At 65.4% G+C, this 18,966-nt stretch carries 19 protein-coding genes; 7 read left to right on the top strand and 12 right to left on the bottom strand.

Going from position 1 to position 18,966, the window contains the following annotated elements; genetic code table 11:
* On the top strand, positions 1-396 hold the full coding sequence (locus AZG88_RS43745) for a RidA family protein (protein ID WP_061040646.1): 396 nt from the start codon (positions 1-3) through the stop codon (positions 394-396).
* Between the two features lie 41 nt (positions 397-437).
* On the opposite strand, the gene AZG88_RS43740 is transcribed toward AZG88_RS43745, so the two are convergent.
* On the bottom strand, positions 438-1,226 hold the full coding sequence (locus AZG88_RS43740; protein ID WP_061040647.1) for an IclR family transcriptional regulator: 789 nt from the start codon (positions 1,224-1,226) through the stop codon (positions 438-440).
* Positions 1,227-1,256: 30 nt separating this feature from the next.
* Between AZG88_RS43740 and AZG88_RS43735 the strand changes: the two genes are divergently transcribed.
* Positions 1,257-2,021: a FadR/GntR family transcriptional regulator gene (locus AZG88_RS43735; protein ID WP_082833639.1), complete on the top strand. Its 765-nt coding sequence runs from the start codon at positions 1,257-1,259 to the stop codon at positions 2,019-2,021.
* Between the two features lie 4 nt (positions 2,022-2,025).
* Here the strand turns inward: AZG88_RS43735 and AZG88_RS43730 are convergent, their stop codons facing one another.
* Entirely contained in the window at positions 2,026-2,940 is a 915-nt protein-coding gene (locus AZG88_RS43730) for a LysR family transcriptional regulator (protein WP_061701200.1), read from the bottom strand.
* A 230-nt stretch (positions 2,941-3,170) separates the two neighbouring features.
* On the opposite strand from AZG88_RS43730, the gene AZG88_RS43725 reads away from it, so the two are divergent.
* The 3 genes from AZG88_RS43725 to AZG88_RS43715 all read left to right on the top strand — a co-directional run bounded on the left by AZG88_RS43725 (position 3,171) and on the right by AZG88_RS43715 (position 6,789).
* The gene (locus AZG88_RS43725; protein WP_082764352.1) at positions 3,171-4,430 is read left to right on the top strand and encodes a DUF1116 domain-containing protein; all 1,260 of its coding nucleotides are present in this window, start codon (positions 3,171-3,173) and stop codon (positions 4,428-4,430) included.
* A gap of 503 nt (positions 4,431-4,933) precedes the next feature.
* Positions 4,934-5,278, top strand: a complete 345-nt coding sequence (locus tag AZG88_RS52335; protein WP_156517760.1) for a hypothetical protein — start codon at positions 4,934-4,936, stop codon at positions 5,276-5,278.
* On the top strand, positions 5,278-6,789 hold the full coding sequence (locus AZG88_RS43715; protein WP_063819484.1) for an amidase: 1,512 nt from the start codon (positions 5,278-5,280) through the stop codon (positions 6,787-6,789). The genes AZG88_RS52335 and AZG88_RS43715 overlap by 1 nt, the downstream gene beginning before the upstream one ends.
* Here AZG88_RS43715 and AZG88_RS43710 read toward each other — a convergent pair.
* From AZG88_RS43710 to AZG88_RS43685, 6 genes are all read right to left on the bottom strand, one after another.
* Positions 6,694-7,920 (bottom strand): bifunctional 3,4-dihydroxy-2-butanone-4-phosphate synthase/GTP cyclohydrolase II, encoded by a 1,227-nt coding sequence (locus AZG88_RS43710; protein ID WP_061040652.1) that lies wholly within the window; start codon positions 7,918-7,920, stop codon positions 6,694-6,696. The two genes, AZG88_RS43715 and AZG88_RS43710, sit on opposite strands and share 96 nt — an antisense overlap.
* Complete coding sequence (locus AZG88_RS43705; protein WP_061040653.1) at positions 7,917-8,447, bottom strand: flavin reductase family protein; 531 nt, start codon at positions 8,445-8,447, stop codon at positions 7,917-7,919. The genes AZG88_RS43710 and AZG88_RS43705 overlap by 4 nt, the downstream gene beginning before the upstream one ends.
* Before the next feature lie 75 nt (positions 8,448-8,522).
* A complete protein-coding gene (locus AZG88_RS43700; protein WP_061701199.1) occupies positions 8,523-9,971 on the bottom strand; it encodes an aldehyde dehydrogenase family protein in 1,449 nt (482 codons plus the stop codon).
* Positions 9,972-10,009: 38 nt separating this feature from the next.
* On the bottom strand, positions 10,010-11,362 hold the full coding sequence (locus AZG88_RS43695) for an MFS transporter (protein WP_061701198.1): 1,353 nt from the start codon (positions 11,360-11,362) through the stop codon (positions 10,010-10,012).
* Between the two features lie 21 nt (positions 11,363-11,383).
* Positions 11,384-12,940 (bottom strand): long-chain-fatty-acid--CoA ligase, encoded by a 1,557-nt coding sequence (locus tag AZG88_RS43690; protein WP_061701197.1) that lies wholly within the window; start codon positions 12,938-12,940, stop codon positions 11,384-11,386.
* Between the two features lie 33 nt (positions 12,941-12,973).
* Positions 12,974-13,402, bottom strand: coding sequence for a VOC family protein (locus AZG88_RS43685; RefSeq protein ID WP_061701196.1), 429 nt, complete (start codon positions 13,400-13,402; stop codon positions 12,974-12,976).
* A gap of 231 nt (positions 13,403-13,633) precedes the next feature.
* On the opposite strand from AZG88_RS43685, the gene AZG88_RS43680 reads away from it, so the two are divergent.
* Positions 13,634-14,722 carry an LLM class flavin-dependent oxidoreductase gene (locus AZG88_RS43680; protein ID WP_061701195.1) on the top strand — a complete coding sequence of 363 codons (1,089 nt, stop codon included), beginning with the start codon at positions 13,634-13,636 and terminating at the stop codon, positions 14,720-14,722.
* A 214-nt stretch (positions 14,723-14,936) separates the two neighbouring features.
* The gene (locus AZG88_RS43675) at positions 14,937-15,524 is read left to right on the top strand and encodes a TetR/AcrR family transcriptional regulator (protein WP_061040659.1); all 588 of its coding nucleotides are present in this window, start codon (positions 14,937-14,939) and stop codon (positions 15,522-15,524) included.
* 69 nt (positions 15,525-15,593) lie between these two features.
* On the opposite strand, the gene AZG88_RS51210 is transcribed toward AZG88_RS43675, so the two are convergent.
* The 4 genes from AZG88_RS51210 to AZG88_RS43655 all read right to left on the bottom strand — a co-directional run bounded on the left by AZG88_RS51210 (position 15,594) and on the right by AZG88_RS43655 (position 18,822).
* Positions 15,594-15,773 carry a hypothetical protein gene (locus AZG88_RS51210; protein WP_037230587.1) on the bottom strand — a complete coding sequence of 60 codons (180 nt, stop codon included), beginning with the start codon at positions 15,771-15,773 and terminating at the stop codon, positions 15,594-15,596.
* Between the two features lie 162 nt (positions 15,774-15,935).
* Positions 15,936-16,487 (bottom strand): LppP/LprE family lipoprotein, encoded by a 552-nt coding sequence (locus AZG88_RS43665; protein ID WP_005244416.1) that lies wholly within the window; start codon positions 16,485-16,487, stop codon positions 15,936-15,938.
* Positions 16,488-16,570: 83 nt separating this feature from the next.
* Positions 16,571-17,260: a response regulator gene (locus AZG88_RS43660; protein WP_005244415.1), complete on the bottom strand. Its 690-nt coding sequence runs from the start codon at positions 17,258-17,260 to the stop codon at positions 16,571-16,573.
* Complete coding sequence (locus AZG88_RS43655) at positions 17,257-18,822, bottom strand: sensor histidine kinase (RefSeq protein ID WP_061701193.1); 1,566 nt, start codon at positions 18,820-18,822, stop codon at positions 17,257-17,259. The genes AZG88_RS43660 and AZG88_RS43655 overlap by 4 nt, the downstream gene beginning before the upstream one ends.
* Positions 18,823-18,966: the final 144 nt, after the last annotated feature.

Raw genomic sequence — 18,966 nt, 5'->3', positions numbered from 1 at the left:
ATGACCACTGTCGGCGAAGATGTGAAGTACGTGACCGTTCCCGGACTGCAGGCCGACGCCGCCTGGCACTGGGTAGCGGAAGCCGGGAATCTGGTGTTCACCTCGGGAGCGGTGCCGCACGACGAGTCCGGTGACATCGGCGAGGACCTCTCGGCTGGGGCGCAGGCGGACCGGGCGTTCGCGAACCTCGAGCGTGCCCTGCAGGCTGCGGGCAGTTCGATGGACCGCATCGTCAAGATCACCGGGTATCTCACCGACCCGGAGTCTCTGCCGGAGATTCGTACGATCCGCGACAAGTGGATCCCGAACCGGCCGCCGTCGACGTTCGTGTACGTCGCCGGCCTGGTGGATCCGCGGATGCTGATCGAGTTCGAGGCGATCGCGGTCAAGAGCTAGAAGGTGGCGGTAGGTCTCCTCCTCGGCGCCGAGGAGAAGACCTACCGGTTCCGCCAGCCCATCAGCTGGGAAAGGGATTGGGCGAGTCCGAGGACCTCGTGAAGCACGAGATCCCGCGGCGGCATCTGTTCGCGGTAATTGGCGATCGACACCGATGCCGTCACCTCGCCCGCGGCGTTCCGGATCGGCGCCGCAATCCCAGATGTGGCAGTGGTGACATCCCGGTCGCTGGTGGCGTAGCCATCGGCCACTATCTGCTTCAGCTTGGCGCGCAACTCGGCGGGATCCGTGATCGTGTACTCGGTGAACGAACGCAGCGGCCCCTGGACATAGGAGTCGATGAACTCGTCGGGGCAGTACGCGAGCAGAACCAATCCGCGGGCTCCCGTGTGGAGTGGATAGGCACGATACGTATTCGCGTAGGACAGGGTGGGAACGGGAATGCGAGGTTCGACGCTGGCAATGGCAACCGACGAATGCCCGTCACGCTCGGCGATCTGAACGAAACCGTTGATCCGATCGGCGGCCGTTCGCATCAGCGGTTCGCTCGTTGTGAACAGGGGATGATCGCCGAGGTAGGCGGAGCCGATGGCGAACATCCGACGACCGACGTAGTGCAGACCGGTTGTGTCGTCGCGCCTGACGAAGCCCTTGTCGCGAAGATAGGTCAGTGTGCGGTGCGCAGTTGCCCATTTCGCTCCGGTGGCTTCGGCCAGTTCTTTCGCACGCATCGGCTGTTCCGCGAGCAGTTCGAGCATGTGCATTCCACGATCCATGCTCTGCATCGTGGAATTCTCGGACTTTTTCTCGGGCTCGTGCGCGCTGCTCACGCCCAAAATATACCATGTCCCGGTTTCGAAATGGATTCCGGTTCAACCAGGCAGGGATTATTCGACCTCGTGAATTATTCCCTTGGACCGCGGCGCTATACACCAGAAAAGGGAAGCGAATTGAAGACGGTACGCCGCAAGGGTTTGGTCGCCCAGGTTGTCGATCGGTTCGAGGACGAGATCGTGTTGGGACGGTGGGCGGTCGGAAGCCGGATTCCGACCGAGCCAATGCTGGCCGAGATGGTGGGAGTCGGCCGAAACACCGTGCGGGAGGCAGTACAAGTGCTGGCGTACTCGGGGATGCTCGAGCGACGGCAGGGGTCGGGCACCTACGTGTTGTCGTCCCGGCGGTGCCTGCCGGTAACCACGACCGGACTGGGCGTGGTGCCTCCGGAGGACGTCCAGGAATTGAAACGTCTCCTCGTATCCTCGGCGTGTATGGCGGTCGCGGTGCGCGGTGACGCGGAGGATCTCGAGTCCATCCGGAAAAGGCACATCGAATGGGCGGCGTCCGCGGAAACCGCATATTCGGATCCGGACGCCGACGACTTACTTTCCCGGACAATTATTGTCAGTGCCCGGAACCAGGCGGCCGAAAAGTTATTCGATGCATTGCCGTATATCCCCGATAGACAACTGTGGAACACGAATGGGGATATCGAGCGCGCATTCCGAGGAATGCTGAAGGCTTTGTTCTCCGGGGACCGGATCGGGGTTGCGTTGGAAGGTGCGTCGTTGTCGGTCCGCATCGCGACCCCCGGGCCGCACCCCGCCGACCGTCCGTGGTTTCGGTGACTGCTCACAGTTGCTCGGCCAGTTGGTGAATGCCGTGGCGAAGCCATCGGTGACCGGGATCGTCGGAATGGCGTGGATGCCAGTACATCATCTCGGTGATCGGGGCCAGCGGGACCGGCGGCTCGAGCAGTCGAATACCGGCACTGTCGCCGAGCGCTCGCGCCAGACGCTCGTACAGCACCGCGACCATCTCCGTTCCTTCCAGCAGGAACGGGGCGGCGGCGTAACTGGTCGTCGACGCTTCGATGCGGAAGGGCAATGAGATGGCATCGAACTGGGTCTCGGCGAAGGACGGCGGGATTCCGCCGGTGGCGGACAGGTGTGGAAACGCGCTGAACTGCTCCCGCGACATCGTCTCGCCCGCAACGGGATGGTCCGCGGCGACGACACAGACGTGCCGGTCGGTGAAGAGGGGAGTGCCGGCGTAGGCGGTTCCCCCGTGTCCGACTATCTCTCGCGGGATGATCACCACATCGGCCTGCGCCTCACGCAGCGGATCGAAGTAATTCGCCTGCGGGGGAGCGATATTGATCCGTATGTTCGGCGCTTGGTCGGCGGCTGTCCTGATCAACGAACGAAGTAGCACGAGAGTGACATAGTCGCTTGCGTGGATCGTGAAGGTGCGGGTATCCGTGGCCGCGTCGAACGGGGCACGGACGGCCACCAGTGTCTCGATCGATCCGAGTATGTCGTGGACCAGGTAAGTGAGGGACTCAGCCAGCGGTGTCAGCGTCATCGACGACCCGTCGCGCACGAGTAGGGGATCGTCGAAGAGTTTTCGCAATCGCGACAGTGTGCCACTCATCGCCGGTTGCCCGACCGAGAGTTGCTTCGCAGCGCGCGACACGCTTCGCTCCGACAGGAGGGCGTCCAGGCCGACGAGAAGGTTCAAGTCGATTCGGTTCAGTTTCGTCTGCAACTCTCGTCACCTCTCCCGCCGTCGCCGGCAGTCGATCATCATTCGAAATGATACCTGCCATCGGGATGATGTGGCCAGCCTGATCTCGCTGAATGGGCTGTGTCTCGGTATCTTTGGGGCAATCAGGTGAGCTGATTCGCAGGCCGGATCACCACGATCTGTAGACGCCGTCCGTGGACCGGTCATCCAACCGGCCGGACGCGTCGTTCGCGACTTTCAATGGAGTTGTCATGACTGTAAGGGATGGTTGGGCGGTGCTCGACACCGCGACGGCGAATGCCGTCGGCGTGAGACGGGCGGGGGACGTCATCGATGCGGTAGGTCGGCGCTCGTATCTGCACGCCGGTCCGCAGGTGGAGCCCGGCGAAGTCGTCGGTCCGATGAGGGGCGCGATCCTCGGGGCGTTGGTGCTCGAGGGTGAGGTTCCCGATCTCGACGCGGCAGCCCAACTATTCGACGCCGGGAAGGTTGATCTGCAGCCGTGTCATTCGGCGTCCGCCGTGGGGGCGATGGCCGGTGTCGTCTCTCCGAGCACCCCGGTGGTGGTTGTCGAAGCGGAGAACGGCCACAAGGCATTCGCACCGCTCAACGAAGGACTCGGCCGGGCACTTCGATTCGGTGCCAACGACGCCGGGGTCATCGAGCGCCTTCGGTGGATGAGTGCCGTTCTGGCACCCGTACTCGACGACGCCCTGAGGTCGATGGGCGGTATCGACATCACTGCGCTGCAGGTGGAAGGGCTTCGGCGAGGCGATGAATGCCACAATCGAAACGTCGCGTCCACGGCAGCGCTGACGATCAGGCTTGCGCCAGGAGTGATCGAACATGCCCCCGACTCGAAGACCGCGGCGGCGATCATCGAGTTCCTCGGCGGCAATCCGCACTCCTTCCTGTCGTTCTCCATGGCGGGCGCGAAACTGGTCGCCGATGCCGCCCATCGCTGTGGAACAAGGGGATTGGTGACCGCGATCGCAGGGAACGGGCGACGGATGGGGATTCGCGTGAGCGGTCTCGATTCGTGGATCACGGCGCCCGCGCCGGTGGGCAATCCGAAGTTGTTCGATGGATTCACCTTCGATGATGCCTGCCCGATGATGGGTGATTCACTCGTGACCGAGGTGATCGGTCTCGGTGCCTTCGCACTGTCCGCCGCGCCGGCAATCAGTTCCTATATCGGAGGCAGTCCCAGCGCGTTGAAGGACTACGTGGCGGAGATGCGGCAGATCACCCGAGGCGGCAGTAGTCGCTTCCTCATCCCGGCCGAGGAGTTTCGGGGCACGCCGATGGGAATCGACGTCGAAGCTGTCGCACGAACAGGAATCGCCCCGGTCGTGAACAACGGATTCGCGCACCGATCCGCAGGAATCGGGCAGGTCGGTGCGGGAATCACGAGACTTCCGATCGAACCCTTCGTCGCCGCGCACAACGCCCTGCTGGATCTCGGTGCGGGCGACTGGATGGCGTCAGCGGGAAGGCGGTGGGGTGAATGATCTGGGCGAGGCCTGCCAACGCCCTGAACCACGTCGAGAAACTCGAGGCACGAGTGACTCGCATCGTTGCCGGTTTCGCCGCGAGCGACGTCTTCTGGTCGTCCGGTCGTGACCCGGGGAGGTTCCTCACCAATGCATCGGGCTCTCTGATCGTTCCGCACATGCTGTGGGAAGTAGACAGTGGAGACGTCATTGCGGTCGACGAAGTGGACGTCGGATACGGGGGAGCGGCACCGAGACGGGCGTTCACCCTGCTCGGTGAGTTGGGCCTGAGTGATCCGGTGGCCCGCGGGATTGCCTATTCGCGAAGGTCGGTTACCCAGCTGGGATGCGACGGCACCACGATGCTGCACTCCATCGCGCATGCGGATTGGCCAGGGTTTCGGCTCCACACTCCCACGAGGATCGGCACATCCTGGGTCCTGCGTGTCACTTCGGACAATCTCCGGAACAGCCTCCAGGCGGGAGCAACGTTGCGGCCCGGTGCGGGAAAGATCGGTGAGATGATTGCACGCGAACTGGACCGGGCCGATCTGCCCGACTGGGCGCACGGTCGTCGGACGGCGAGGCTGTTCGACGACTGCGGCGCCGCGCAGGACGCCGGCTTCGTCGACCGTTGTCCTCAGCGCTCGCCAGTTTCGAATCGCCCACGGACCTATCGCTTGATTGTGGAACAAGGACTGTTGCAACTGTGGTTCGAACTGCCGGAACCGGGAGAGGCCGGGGTGCTGTCCCGGGAAGCGCGAGATCTGATCGCGAACCTGAACATCTCGGATGACCAGGCCGGAACACTCGAAGCAGTCAACCAATCCGCGTCGATGCCCCATCCTGTGAAGAAAGGTCCTTGATGTCGGAGCCGTTGTACTACCGCAGTGCGACCGAGCTGTCCCGGCTCATGCGTGCGGGTGAGCTGTCGGCGCGTGAAATCGTGTCAGCGCATCTCGCGCGGATCGAGGAGGTCAACCCCGCCGTCAACGCCGTCGTGACGTACGTTCCAGACCTCGCGATGGCACAGGCGGCCGCTGCCGACGAACGCTTCGCAGCCGGGGGGTGGGACGGCGCTCTGCACGGTATTCCAGTGGCACACAAGGACAACCACCTCACCAGGGGAGTACGAACCACCTTCGGTTCGCGCATCCATGCACAGTATGTTCCCGACCGTGACGATCTCGTCGTGGAACGCATGAAAGCGGCGGGAGTCGTGACGCTGGGTAAGACCAATGTTCCGGAGTTCGTCGCCGGTGGGCACACCTTCAACGAACTCTTCGGCGCGACAAGGAATCCATACGATCTCGAGGTTACCGCAGGTGGTTCGTCCGGCGGGGCCGCAGCGGCACTCGCCGCGGGGATGCATCCGATCGCGGACGGCAACGACATGGGTGGATCTCTTCGTCTGCCGGCCGGATATTGCAACGTGGTCGGGCTGCGTCCCAGCGCGGGGCGTGTACCCACGTACCCGGCGGCGGACGGTTGGTGCGGGCTGTCCGTTCCCGGGCCGATGGCGCGCTGTGTCGACGACGTCGCGTTGTTGTTGTCCGTCCTCGCGGGCCCCGACCGCCGGTCACCCATCAGTCTGGAGGAGGACGGATGCCGGTTCGCCACCGTCGCCGAAGGCGGTCTGCACGGTCGAAGAATTGCGTTCTCGGTGGATCTGGGCGGTAGCGTCCCGGTGGAACCGGAGGTACGTCGATTGGTCGAACATGCCGCGCGCACGTGCCAGGAGGCCGGCGCGGTCGTCGAGGAGGCATGCCCGAGCTTCGACGGGGCCGGAGAGTGTTTCCGAATCCTTCGGGCATGGCAGTTCGAAGCGGCGTTCGGCGAACTCTTCGATGCGAACGAGGAACTGGTCCGGCCCAGCCTGTACGAGAACATGATGGCTGGCCGGCGTCTGTCCGGGCGCGACGTCGGCCGAGCGGCACTGCTCAGAACCGGACTCTTCCATCGCATGCGCGAGTTCCTCGACACCTACGACGGACTGCTTCTCCCGGTGGCACCGCTGCCCGCGTTCGACGTCACCCTGCAGTACCCCGAGTCCGTGTGTGGCGTACCGCAACCGGACTACCTCGGATGGATGGAGACGGCCTGCCACGTCACGGTGACCGGCCATCCCGTCATCGCGCTGCCGGCGGGCTTCAGCGAATCCGGGACCCCACTCGGAGTCCAGCTCGTCGGCCGGCACCGCGCCGAGGACCAATTGCTCAGCATGGCCAAGGATTTCGAGCGGTGGACACAACACGCCTGTAACCGGCCGGCTCTTCCTGGTTCACGCCGGGCTACCGCACAGCGGGAGGTCGTGTCCCAGGCGCAGTCGCTTCGCGTCGAGGTAGGGCAGGTTGTGGATGGTGGCGGTGGTGTGTAGCGGCACCCGCTCGGTCACGTCGATGCCGCAATCGACGAGGCAGCGGGCCTTGTCGGGATTGTTCGTCAGGAGCCGGGTGCTCATGATTCCGAGGTCGTCGAGGATGTGCGCGCCTGCGGTGTAGTCGCGCGCATCCACGGGGAGGCCGAGGCGGAGGTTGGCGTCGACGGTGTCGAGCCCGCCGTCCTGGAGGGCGTAGGCCCGGAGTTTGTCGACCAGTCCGATCCCACGGCCTTCGTGGCCGCGGAGATAGATCAGAACACCGCGACCCTCCTCGGCGACGAGGCGTAGCGCAGCGCTCAGTTGGTCGCCGCAGTCGCACCGGCAGGAGCGAAACACGTCACCGGTCAGGCATTCGGAGTGGACCCGGGTGAGGACGGACTGCCCGTTGCCGAGGTCTCCGTGGACCAATGCGAGGTGCTCGGCGCCGGTCACGACATCTCGGTAACCGAAGGCAGTCATCTGCCCGAACTCGGTCGGGATCCGGGCAGTGGCCACCCTCTGCACCGTCGGTTCGTGGCGCTTGCGGTACGCCACGAGGTCGGCGATCGAGATCAGTGCCAGCCCGTGTGCGTCGGCGAACTCCCGGCACCGCGGGCCTCGCTTCACGGTGCCGTCGTCGTCGACCAACTCACTGATCACGCCGACCGGTGGCAGCCCGGCGAGCCTGACCAGGTCGACCGCGGCCTCGGTGTGGCCGGGCCGCACCAGCACACCGCCGTCGCGGGCGCGCAGCGGAAAAATGTGCCCGGGGCGGACGAGCTGAGCCGCTTCGCTGTCCGGATCGGCGAGCGTTCGGACGGTGCGGGCGCGGTCGTGCGCCGAGATACCGGTGCTCACACCGTCCGTGGCGTCGACGGACACGGTGAATGCCGTACCCATGCGGTCGTGGTTGTCCGCGGTCATCAGGGGAAGGGCGAGTCGGTCGAGTACCGCACCGTCGGCAGGTGCGCAGACGATGCCGCTGCTGTTCCTGACCGTCAAGGCCATCAGCTCCGGGGTTGCCATGCTTGCGGCGAAGACGAGGTCGCCCTCGTTCTCGCGGTCGTCGGCGTCGAGCACGACGACGGGGCGTCCTGCGGCGATGTCGTCGATCGCCCGCTCGATCGTGTCGAGCTGCAGCGTGGTCATTGTTCGTTCCTGACCGAGGGGAGTGGCGCACAAGAGAGGTCGGAGCTGTCGAAGAACTCGCCGGCTCGGTAGACGAGCGCGGGTCGATCCGAGTGCTCGGCGCCCACGACCCGGGCGATGAACGCGGTGTGGGTGCCAAAGTCCAGTCGCTGACAGACTTCCGCTTCCATCCACGCGCAGCTGCCGGTGAGAACGGGTGACCCGTGCTCGGCCCGTTCCCAGGCAATGGTTGCGAACTTGTCGGCACCTTTGCTTGCGAACACTGCTGCCGTCGAACGTTGATCCGCGGCGAGGATATTGATGCCCAAATGTGTGGAGTGCAACAGCGGGTCGTGAGTGGCTGAGGACTGCTGGACACAGACCATGACGAGCGGTGGATCCAGCGAGATGCTCGTGAAGGCGTTGACCGCCAGCCCTTTCGGTGTGTCCTGATCTGTGGTTGTGACGACGGTGACGCCGGTGACGAAGGTGCGGTGGACGCCGCGCATGGTGGCGTCGTCGACAGTGGGGGCGGGTTGGGTAATCATTTCTGCTCCTGGCGTGCGGGTGTTGCCGAGGGTGCGGGCGGGAAATTCGACCCGCCCACACCCGGGGGGCTGGGGTCAGTCCCTCAGTGCGATCCAGACCGACTTCTCTTCGGTGAACTCGTCGAGTCCGGAACTGCTGAGTTCCCGTCCCCAGCCGCTCTGCTTGGCGCCTCCCCACGGCACCGAGGGATCGCACAGCGGTGACATGTTCACCCACACCATGCCGCTGCGGATGTCGGCGGCGAGTCGGTGCGCCGCAGTCAGGTCGCGGGTCCAGATGCTCGCCCCGAGCCCGTAGGGAGTGTCGTTTGCCCGGGTGACCGCTTCCTGGATGTCGTCGTACGGCATCACCGACAGGACCGGACCGAAGATCTCCTCGCGAGCGATGGTCATCTCGTCGGTGACGTCGGTGAACACGGTCGGCTGGAAGAAGTTTCCGCCGGCCAGGTCCCCACCGGGCCGTTCGCCGCCACCGACCAGTCGTGCTCCTTCGGCGATCCCCTTCTCGACGTACGAGGCGACCCGGTCCAGATGAGCTTTCGACACCAGCGGACCCAGTACCGTCTGCTCCTGCAGTCCGTGGCCGATCGGCAGCGTCGCGGCCGCCGCGGCAAGATGCTCGGCGAAGGTGTCGGCCATCTTCCGCGGAACGAAGAATCGGGTGTACGCAACACAGGTCTGGCCGCAGTTGACCAGACCTCCCTCGAGGTTCCCCGCGACCGCGGCTTCCAGATCCGCCGACTCGGTGACGATGCTCGGAGCCTTTCCGCCGAGCTCCATGCTCACCCTCTTGAGGTTGCCGCTGACCGCCCGCACGATCTCCTTACCGACCTGGGTGGACCCGGTGAACGAAACCTTGTCGACGTCGGGGTGTTGCACGAGAGCCTGCCCCACCTCCGGACCGCCGGTGAGGCAGTTGACCACTCCGTCGGGTACCCCGGCTTCGACGCAGATCCGTGCCAATTCGACAGTGGTCAGAGGGGTGTCCTCGGCAGGCTTGAGGATCACCGTGTTGCCGGTTGCGAGCGCGGCGGCGAGTTTCCAGGACGCGAGCAGGAGGGGGTAGTTCCACGGCGTGATCAGTGCACACACCCCGACCGGCCCCCGGGTGGTGTACGCGAGGACGTCGGGAATCGAGACCGACTTGACGGTGCCCTCGATCTTCGTGCACCAGCCGGCGTAGTAGCGGAACGTCTCGACGGCGAACGGCACGCTGATCCCGGACGAAAAGCTCAGTGGCTGACCCTGGTCCAGCGTTTCCATGCGCGCGAGGCTGTCTGCGCGCTCTTCGATGAGGTCGGCGATTCGCCACAGCACTCTGCCGCGCTGGGCAGCCGGGAGGTTCCGCCAGGTCCCGCGGTCGAAGGCGGTACGTGCCGCAGCCACAGCGTGTTTCACGTCCTCGGCACCGGCTTCCGCACAGACACCGATGGTCTCACCCGTTGCCGGATCCAGGGTCGTGAACTCGGCGCCGGACGCCGAAGGGACCCACGAGTCCCCGATGAGAAGTTGTGACACAGTCATGTTCATTCCATTTCTTGTCGAGACAGTGGAGTTTCCGGTCAGGTGAAGTCGGGTCCGCGCAGGCCCAGCCGCCGGGTGTCGCGGTCCGGTCGGGTGAACACGGCGGTACCGAGTCCACCCAGAACCAGCAGCAGTCCCGACCACAGGAACGCCGTGCGGTAACCCGCGGTCGGGGTTGCGGCGGCATCGACCAACATGCCCGCAACCAGAGGCGCGAGGACGGCGCCGGCCGTGACCACCGAGTTGAAGGTGGCGAGCATCGCGCTGCGCTGACCGACCGGCGACGACTCGGCGACGAGGAGGTAGCCGATCGTGTACACGGTGTTGGCCGATCCGAAGCCGACGAGCATCAACCACGCGGCCGCCGATCCGGTGGCGATCGTCATGGCCGCGACGAGAAGCGAACCGCTCAGACACACCACAGCTCCCGTGTAGACGCCGCGCGACCAGCGCGTACTGATTCCACGCCGCACGAGAATGCCGCTGAGCCAGCTGAAGAACACGTGTCCGAACGCTGCGACCAGTCCGTAGACGCCGATCAGCCAGCCCATCGTGTGCGGAGAGAAGCCGAGCCCGTGTACGAGATAGCTAGGTCCCCACACACTGAACAGAGCGAAGGCGCAGTATCCGGGAGCCAGCGCGAGGATCGGCCCCCACCACGACGACGCTGCGAACAACCTGCGATACGGCAGTCGCACCTCCGCTGCGGGGGCGCTGTCTCCCGGCAGATCCGCCGCCGAATCGTAGGTGTCCAGCGGGCCTTCACGCCCCACGACTTTCCATCCGGCGGCCCACAGGAGACTGACACCGGCCAGACACCAGATCGCGGACTGCCAACCGAAGTTCGTGATCAAGTAGGTCAGGAGCGGCGCCGCGAGAGCAACGCCGAGTCCGGAGCCGAGGAACACCATCGACGTCGGAACCGACCGTTTCGATTCGGAGAACCACTTCTGTACCGCATGTCCTGCGAGCGGTGCGGTCGGGCCTTCCGCTGCACCGAGCAGAAGACGGTTGACGAGCAGACCGGCCAGCGACGGGATGAGCAGCAGCGGCAGCATAGACACCGACCACGCCAGCGCGATGAGCAGAAGCAACCGCGTGCTGGTGAACCGGTTGCCGAGAAAGCCGACGGCGACTCCCGCGACGCCGAAGAGGAGGAAGAAGACACTGCCTGCGAGGCCGAACTGGCTCGGTGTGAGCCCGAGATCCTTCATCAGGGGCTCGGCCGCCAGGCCGAGGACGCTCTTGTCGGCGAAGTTGATCGCCATCATGACGCTCAGCATCACGGCGACGGCCCAGCCGCGGATCGTGGAGTGGGTTGATCGTGTGGGTGGTGCCGATGCCGCGTGTCGGACGGCGCCGACGTCAGAGTTGCGCGCTGCGGTGGACATCGAGGTGCTCCCTTCGCATTGTCATGTCGGACTCAGGGTGAGAGCGCGCTTGAGGATCTTGCCGGTCGCGTTCCGCGGGAGGTCGTCGCGGAACTCGACGTGACGTGGATACTTGTGGCCGCCCAGCCGGGTTCGGCACCAGGTGACCAGTTCGAGCTCGCCGAGTGTCGAGCCGGGTTCACGGATGACGAAGACCTTGACTTCCTCCCCGTGCCGCGGATGCGGTACGCCGACGACCGCTGCGAGACTGACGTCGGGGTGGCCCATGACCACCTCCTCGACCTCACGGGGATAGACGTTGTAGCCGCCACGGATGATCAGGTCCTTCTTGCGGTCCACGATGTAGAGGTAGCCGTCGGCGTCGCGTCGCGCGATGTCGCCGGTGTGGAGCCAGCCGTCGCGAAGAGCGCTCGCCGTCTCTTCGGGTCGCCGGTAGTAGCCCTTCATGACACCGTGGCCGCGCACGAGCAATTCACCCGGATCGCCGGGGCCGACGTCGTTCCGTTCCTCGTCGACGATCCGTACCTCCACACCCCAGACCGGGAGTCCGACGGAGCCGGGACGGGACGGACGGTCGTGGCGGTTGAACGCGACGACCGGACTGGTCTCGGACAACCCGTACCCCTCGAGGACGGGCACACCGTACTTGGCCTCGAAACCCTTCAGCACCTCCATCGGCAGCGGAGCACCTCCGGCGACGGCGTAGCGCAGAGTGCTGCGGATCCGGTCGAGGTCGACGCCGGAATCGTCGGCGCCGAGGAGGTCCCAGTACATGGTGGGGACCCCGGCGAAGAAGGTGACGTCTTCGGCCTGCATCAGTCGCAACGTGTCGGCGGCGGTGAACCGCGGCTGGAGTACCAGGGTTGCGCGCTTGTAGAAGCCGGCATTCATCTGAATGGTCTGCGCGAACGTGTGGAACAGCGGCAGCGTCACCAGGTGTACGTCGTGGGGATGGTCGGCGTACATCACGTCGAACAGGCGGGCGTTGAGCACCAGGTTGGCGTGGGTCAGTTCGGCGCCCTTGGGTTTGCCGGTCGTGCCACTGGTGTAGAGGATGACTGCGGTATCCCCGGGCCGTGTTGCCTCGGTGTCGAAGGTCGGCGGTTGTGCCCGCAGCGCCTCGCCCAGCGATGTCACCCCGGGGAGTACCGAGTGTGCTGCCATCGGGTCTGCGGCTGCAGAGAAGAAGTGCGCACACTCGTCGACGTCCGCGAACGCCTCGAGACCGTGTTCGCCGATCGGCAGTTCTTCGGACCCCTCGAAGCAGAAGAACGCCTTGGCTTCCGAATCCGCCAGGTGGTAGGCGATCTCCTCGGACTTGAGGAGAATGTTGATCGGGACCACCACCGCGCCGGCTTTGAGGGCGCCGTAGTACACGGCCGGAAAGCTGGGCACGTTCGGGCAGGCGAGGACGATCTTGTCGCCGGGGCCGATGCCGAGGCCGGTCAGCAGGTTCGCGACGCGATTCGCCGAGGCGTCGAGATCTCTGTATGTCAGCCGGATGTTATCGCACACCACCGCCTCACGTGCGGGGTATTCTCGAGCCGAATCCTCGAGCAGGACAGCGAGGTTGAGCATATTACTCCTCCGTCGAAGTATCGTGGCGCGACGTCATGCGGCGGGTGGTGCGATCAATTCGAGTTGGATGTTGTCGGGGTCGCGGAAGACCAGCACCGAGCCGTACGCGGTGTCCGCGATGGGTGCCTGAGTGAGCGGCTGATCGGCCGCATCCGTCTGCCGCACACCGAGTTCGGTGAGTCGGTCGCCCCACGCGGTCAGTTCTTCGCGGCCGTCCACCCGGAAGCTGACATGGTCGAGTCCGCTGCGCGTCTCCGCGAATCGTGCGCCCGGGTTGTGATCGTGGCGATGCAGCCCGATGACGAGCCGGAAATCGCTGTCTGCCAATACTGTGGCGGTTCCGCCATCGTGCGGCACGTCGAGAACCTGCTGGATGCCGAACACCTGCTCGTACCACTCGACGCTCGCGTCGAGGTCGCTGACTGTCAGCGCCACGTGGTGGACAACGGGAATCTGAACCATGGAAACACTCCTCTGTGTGATCTGCCTCTCACTGACAGGACGATACGATACGGTGTCGTATTAATCCGGTCAATGGCGAGTTTGCGACGAATACTCTTGTTCCTAACTGGAACGTTCGCTATTGAATGCGCGATCCTATTACGATACGGTTTGGTGTCGAAATGCATCTGTGAACTGTGCGGCGCACGGCCCCAGACGCACCGGCACACGACCGCTATCGAAGGAGACAGAATGTCGACACCGACCCACGACCCGGAACTTCACTTCGGATGGTTCATCCCGACCATGGGAGACACCACCGCATTCGGCGATCCGAATGCACGAACTGCACCGAGCCTGGAGCTCTTCGAGCGAGTGGCCAAGGCCGCGGAAGCGGCGGGGTTCGAATATGCACTGGTACCGGTTCAGACCGAGTGCCACGAGGCGTGGATCGCCTGCGCCATGGTCGCCGCCCGCACCGAACGCCTCACCCTCCTCGTGGCGGCTCGGCCGGGAGTGATCGCGCCGACCGTCACCGCCAAGATGATCAGTACCTTCGACCAGCTCTCCGGCGGACGCGTCGCGATCAATCTCATCGCCGGCGGTTCCCCCACCGAACTGGCCGGAGACGGCCTCTTTCACGACCACGATGCGCGATACCGGCTGATGGACGAGACCGTCGAGATCATGAAGCGGGTGTGGACCGAAGACGAGCCGGTCACCTACCGCGGTGACCATTTCACGGTAGAGGGTGCCGTCGTCAAGCCGCGGCCGCTCCAGAAGCCTCACCCCGAGTTCTACCTCGGCGGCCTGTCCGATGCAGCCGTCGACGTGTGTGCGAAACATGCTGACGTGTATCTCTTCTGGGGCGACCGGCCCGAGATGATCGCGCAGAAGATCGCCGAGGCGAAGGAACGGGCCGCGCTGTACGGACGCGAAGGCGAACTCCGTTTCGGAATGCGGCTGCAGGTGATCGTCCGTGACACCGAAGCCGAGGCGTGGAGCGCTGCCGAAGCCCTGATCGCCGGAGCCGACGAGCAGAAGTGGCGCGGCGACTGGACCGATTCGAAGGCGCAGGACCGCATGCAGCAACTCGTGCAAGCCGACGACTACCGTCTCGGCGACCACCTGTGGAGCGGAATCACCACCGTTCGCCCCGGTGCCGGCGTCGCCGTGGTGGGTGACCCTCGGCAGGTCGCCGACACCCTGTCGGAGTTCGTCGACGTCGGCTGCACACACTTCTGCCTCTCCGGCTACCCGCACGACGAGGAGGCGACCCGGTTCGGCCGGGACGTCATGCCCCTCATGCGTGAGCGCGCAGCGGTAGTGTCCGCGGGTTGACCGAGCAGAATGCCCGATCACAGTGGAGGGGTTGCAGGCCCGTGATCCCTCCGCCGCGACCATGCAGTGTTTCGTTACCGAGGCGTATCTCGAATGGTCGTCGTCGATCCTTCCCGGGCCGATTGTGCCTGCGGAGCAATTCGTCCCACGGCACGAGGGAAGGCGCCTGTTAAAGTACGGACGAGTAATGGATCCATGCCGAAAAGGTGGTGAGATGGCTGATTCGGGCAGCGCCACCCGGGCCGGCAGGCCGCGCAGTAGCAACACCACGTCGGCGATTCTCGATGCGACGCTGGAACTGTGGATGGAACGCGGCTACAGCGCGGTCAGCATCGACGCGATCGCGGCCCGAGCAGGCGTCAGCAAACCCACCATCTATCGCCGCTGGTCCGGTAGGCAAGCGGTTCTCGTGGCAGCCATCGAACGCCTCGTCCCGCCGGGAGAGGTCCCCGACCTGGGTTCGTTCCGCGACGAGGTCATCGCGTTCCTGCGGGATCGAGCGGCGATGTACCGGACGAAGGGCGTCCGGCGCATCATGGCCGGCTCGGTCGCGGCAAGCGCCGAGGACGACGACTTCCAGCGAGACGTGCAGCCGTTCCTGGACAGATTTCCCGCCGGGATGCGCATCATCATCCAGCGGGGAATCGCTCGTGGCGACGTCCGTCCGGACGTCGACATCGAACTGCTCACCGCGATGATCAACGGATCCTTCTATTACCGCAGCATCATCGAACACAAGGGACTCGACGACCGGGCCGCCGAATTCGTAGCCGATATCGTCACCTCCGCGGTCGCTCCGTGAGCTGAGGCTGGAGGCGTTGAATGCGGTGTCCCGACGCTGCGGGTAGGAACCGCGATACCCGTGCGTGGGTCAGATGCAGAAACTGATGCTGGCCGACCCCAATGGCAGGTTGAGGCAGACCGAGATCGAACCGACTGCCGGGGTCGGTGCGGGAGCGAGCGGTGCGGCGACAGCTGCGGGGGCGGCCAGGGCGCCGAGTGACAAGGTCATTGCAATCGCGGCGAGTGTGGTGGCAATTCTGCTAGACATGTGAAGGTCCTTGACTGAGTTACTACGAGCCGGAGGTGACTCCTCTACAATCGTCCACCGATGTGATGCAGGTCACAACCTCTAGGTGAGGTTTTCTCGACCGTCTCCGGTGGCCCCTTCCGCGTCATATCAATAGCGTTGCGCCGCAGTGGTAGTCGGATGTCACTCGTACGAGTCGAGCATCTCCTGCGGTAACGGCTGCTCCATGACCACCCGGGATCCGTCCCAGGAGTAGGTGACGACCGCAGGTCCGCCCGACGGGCAGCAGTTGGCGTCCTGCTCGCCGAGCCACCTGTACTCCACCGAGACGGAGTCGTCGGTGGATCCGACCACGTCGGTGTAGGCATACGATTCGGCTGTCGCGGTGCCCAGATACGTGCCGTCGTGGAAGAACAGCACCTGGGTCGGCGAACTCACCGTTCCCATGGGCGTCTCCGCCGTGGCCCACAGCAGTGCGGGGCAGTCCTCGCCGGCGGCATCGGACGCGGTTCCGGGTACCCACGGATCGCCACCCGGCGCGTTGCCGAGCGTCGCGAACGCGTCGCTGACCATCGCGGAATCGAGGTCGAGACACGGCCCGCTGCGTACGTCTGCGCCAGAAGCGGCCTGTGGGATCGGGGAGGCGACGGATTCTGCCGCGTTGTCGCTTCCAGCGCACCCGGTGAGCACGGTCGCGGCCGCGACGGTCAGAACTGCTGCCACGTGAGTCTTCATGTGTTCTCCCTGCATCGTCCCCCGACAGGAATTACTTCGCCTCACTCACTGTCTCGCGCGGCGTGGCCGGTTCGTTACGGGGGTCAGCGCAGCGCGTACCGAATCTGCGGGCGCCCCGCCCGGCCGTACTCGGTGTGCCGGGTGAGCACCCCGTCGTCGGCGAGGCGTTCGAGATACCGCCAGGCCGTGACCCGGGAGACCCCGATGCTGGCCGCCACCTCGGCCGCCGTCAGCGGTCCGGCGGCGTCACGGACGCACGCCGATACATGATCGAGTGTCTGGGGTGCAACGCCTTTCGGGGACGCCGCGCGCTCGTCGGAGGTGCGCAGCGCGGACATCGCCCGATCGATGTCGTGCTGACTCAGCGCGTTGCTTCCGGCGGGCAGGGCGTCGCGGAATTCCCGGTACCGCTCGAGTTTGTCGCGGAACGCCGCGAACGTGAACGGCTTCAGCAGATACAACGCGATTCCGCGCGCCACGGCGGTGCGGACCATCTCGAGGTCGCGGGCCGAGGTCACCGCGATCACGTCGGGACTCGGTCGCACGCCGCTCAGTGCCGCCGCCACGTCGAGTCCGCTGGCATCCGGCAGACCGATGTCGAGGAGGACGAGGTCGATGGGGTCGTCGCTGCCGTTCGCGGCGGCGACCGCGCGCATGGCGCCGTTTCCGTCGTGAACGACGGTGTGGACCGAAAAACCCGGAATGCGTTCCACATACGCCCGATGCGCCTCGGCGATGAGTGGTTCGTCCTCGACGATCATCACGCGGATCACGAGGCGGCCCCCTCGATCGGGATCTCGACGACGATCATCGATCCGAGCGACGGCTCCGTGTGGATCGTCCCGCCGTGCCGCGCCACTACCTGGGCCACCAACGCCAGCCCGAGCCCGCGCTGACCCGACTTGGTGGAGTAGCCGCGCGTGACCGCCTTGTCGAGTTCGTCGGCGGGAATGCCGGGGCCGCTGTCGGCCACCCGCACCACCATCATCGAATCCTCCTGACGGACGGTCGCTTCCACCCACGCATCCTCTCCGGGAGATTCCGTCGCACCGCGGGCGGCGTCGATCGCGTTGTCCACGAGATTACCCACCAGCGTGACGAGTTCACGCGCACTGAGCGGCGCGACGGGTCCGAGGGCGGTGTCTTCGGTGACGGTCAGGTCGACTCCCCGTTCGGCGGCCACACCCACCTTGCCGAGCAGCAGTGCGGCCAGGGCGGGTTCGTGCACCGCCGTCATCAGGCGGTCGATCAATTCCTGCGACAACCGTAGATCCTCGGTGGCGAACGCGATCGCGTCGTCGTAGCGGCCCAGTTCGACCATCGTGATGATCGTGTGCAGACGGTTCGCCGATTCGTGGGCCTGCGACCGCAGCGATTCCGCGAATCCGCGCACGGAGTCGAGTTCACCCATGATGCTTTGCAATTCGGTGCGATCGCGCAGTGTCAGCACCGTCCCGAGACGCTGTCCCTCCCACGTCACGGGCTCCCGGCTGACGAGCAGCACGCGGTCGGGGGTCACGTGCACCTCGTCCCGGGAATCGTCGTCGTGCGACTGCCGAAACGACTCCGGCAGCGCGGCCACCGGGACGGGGCCCTCCGGGAGATCGAGGAGGCGGCGCGCTTCGTCGTTCACCACTTCGGCCTTCGCGGTGTCACCGCTGTCGCGGCCGAGCACCACCAGGCCCTCGCCGATCGAGTGCAGGACGGCGTCGTGATGCTCGTACATCTGCCGCAGCTCGTCCGGCGCCATCCCCAGCGTCTGACGGCGCAGGCGCCGGCTCAGCAGGAACGATCCGGCTGCCGACACCGCCAGACCGATCGCGGCGACCGCGAAGATGGTCGGCAGGCTCGCGGCGAACTGGTCGCCGATCTTCTCGCGCGTGACGCCGACGGACACGAGACCCGCGATCCGGTCGCCGTCGTACACCGGGGCCACGGCGCGGATCGACGGTCCGAGTGAACCGGCATACGTCTCCGTGAACGTTTCCCCGCGGAGGGCGCGCTCGATGTTCCCGGAGAACACACCACCGATCAGCTCCGGGTTGGTGTGGGTGAAGCGGATGCCTGCGGGCGTCATCACGACGATGAAATCGGTGCCGGTCGCGGCGCGGATCTGCTCGGTCTGGGGCTGGAGAACCGCCGTCGGGTCGGGCGACCGCAATGCCTCGACGGTGCCGTCCGACATCGCGAGCGTGGTGGCGACGGCCGTGACGGCACGTCGGGTGGTCTCGTCGCTGTCGCGACGCTGGTCGACGATGGCCAGCGCGGTCCCGGCCCCGATGACCAGCACCAACACGACGAGCTGCAGGAGGAAGAGCTGCCTCGCGACGCTCATGGGCCGTCTCGGCGGATGGTGCGGCAATGCATTTCTCCTGAACGTAATGAACACAAACTTCTCCAGCCAAGCGATCGCTTAGAAGATTCTTCCAAGACGTGATCGCGGTCACTAACCGGCCTCACCGATCAGCTTGCCACTCGA

The organism is Rhodococcus sp. LB1 (assembly GCF_001583455.1).
Lineage (GTDB): Bacteria > Actinomycetota > Actinomycetes > Mycobacteriales > Mycobacteriaceae > Rhodococcus_F > Rhodococcus_F opacus.
The sequence above is the reverse complement of the archived record's forward strand: the minus strand, read 5'-3'. Positions and strand labels throughout refer to the sequence as shown.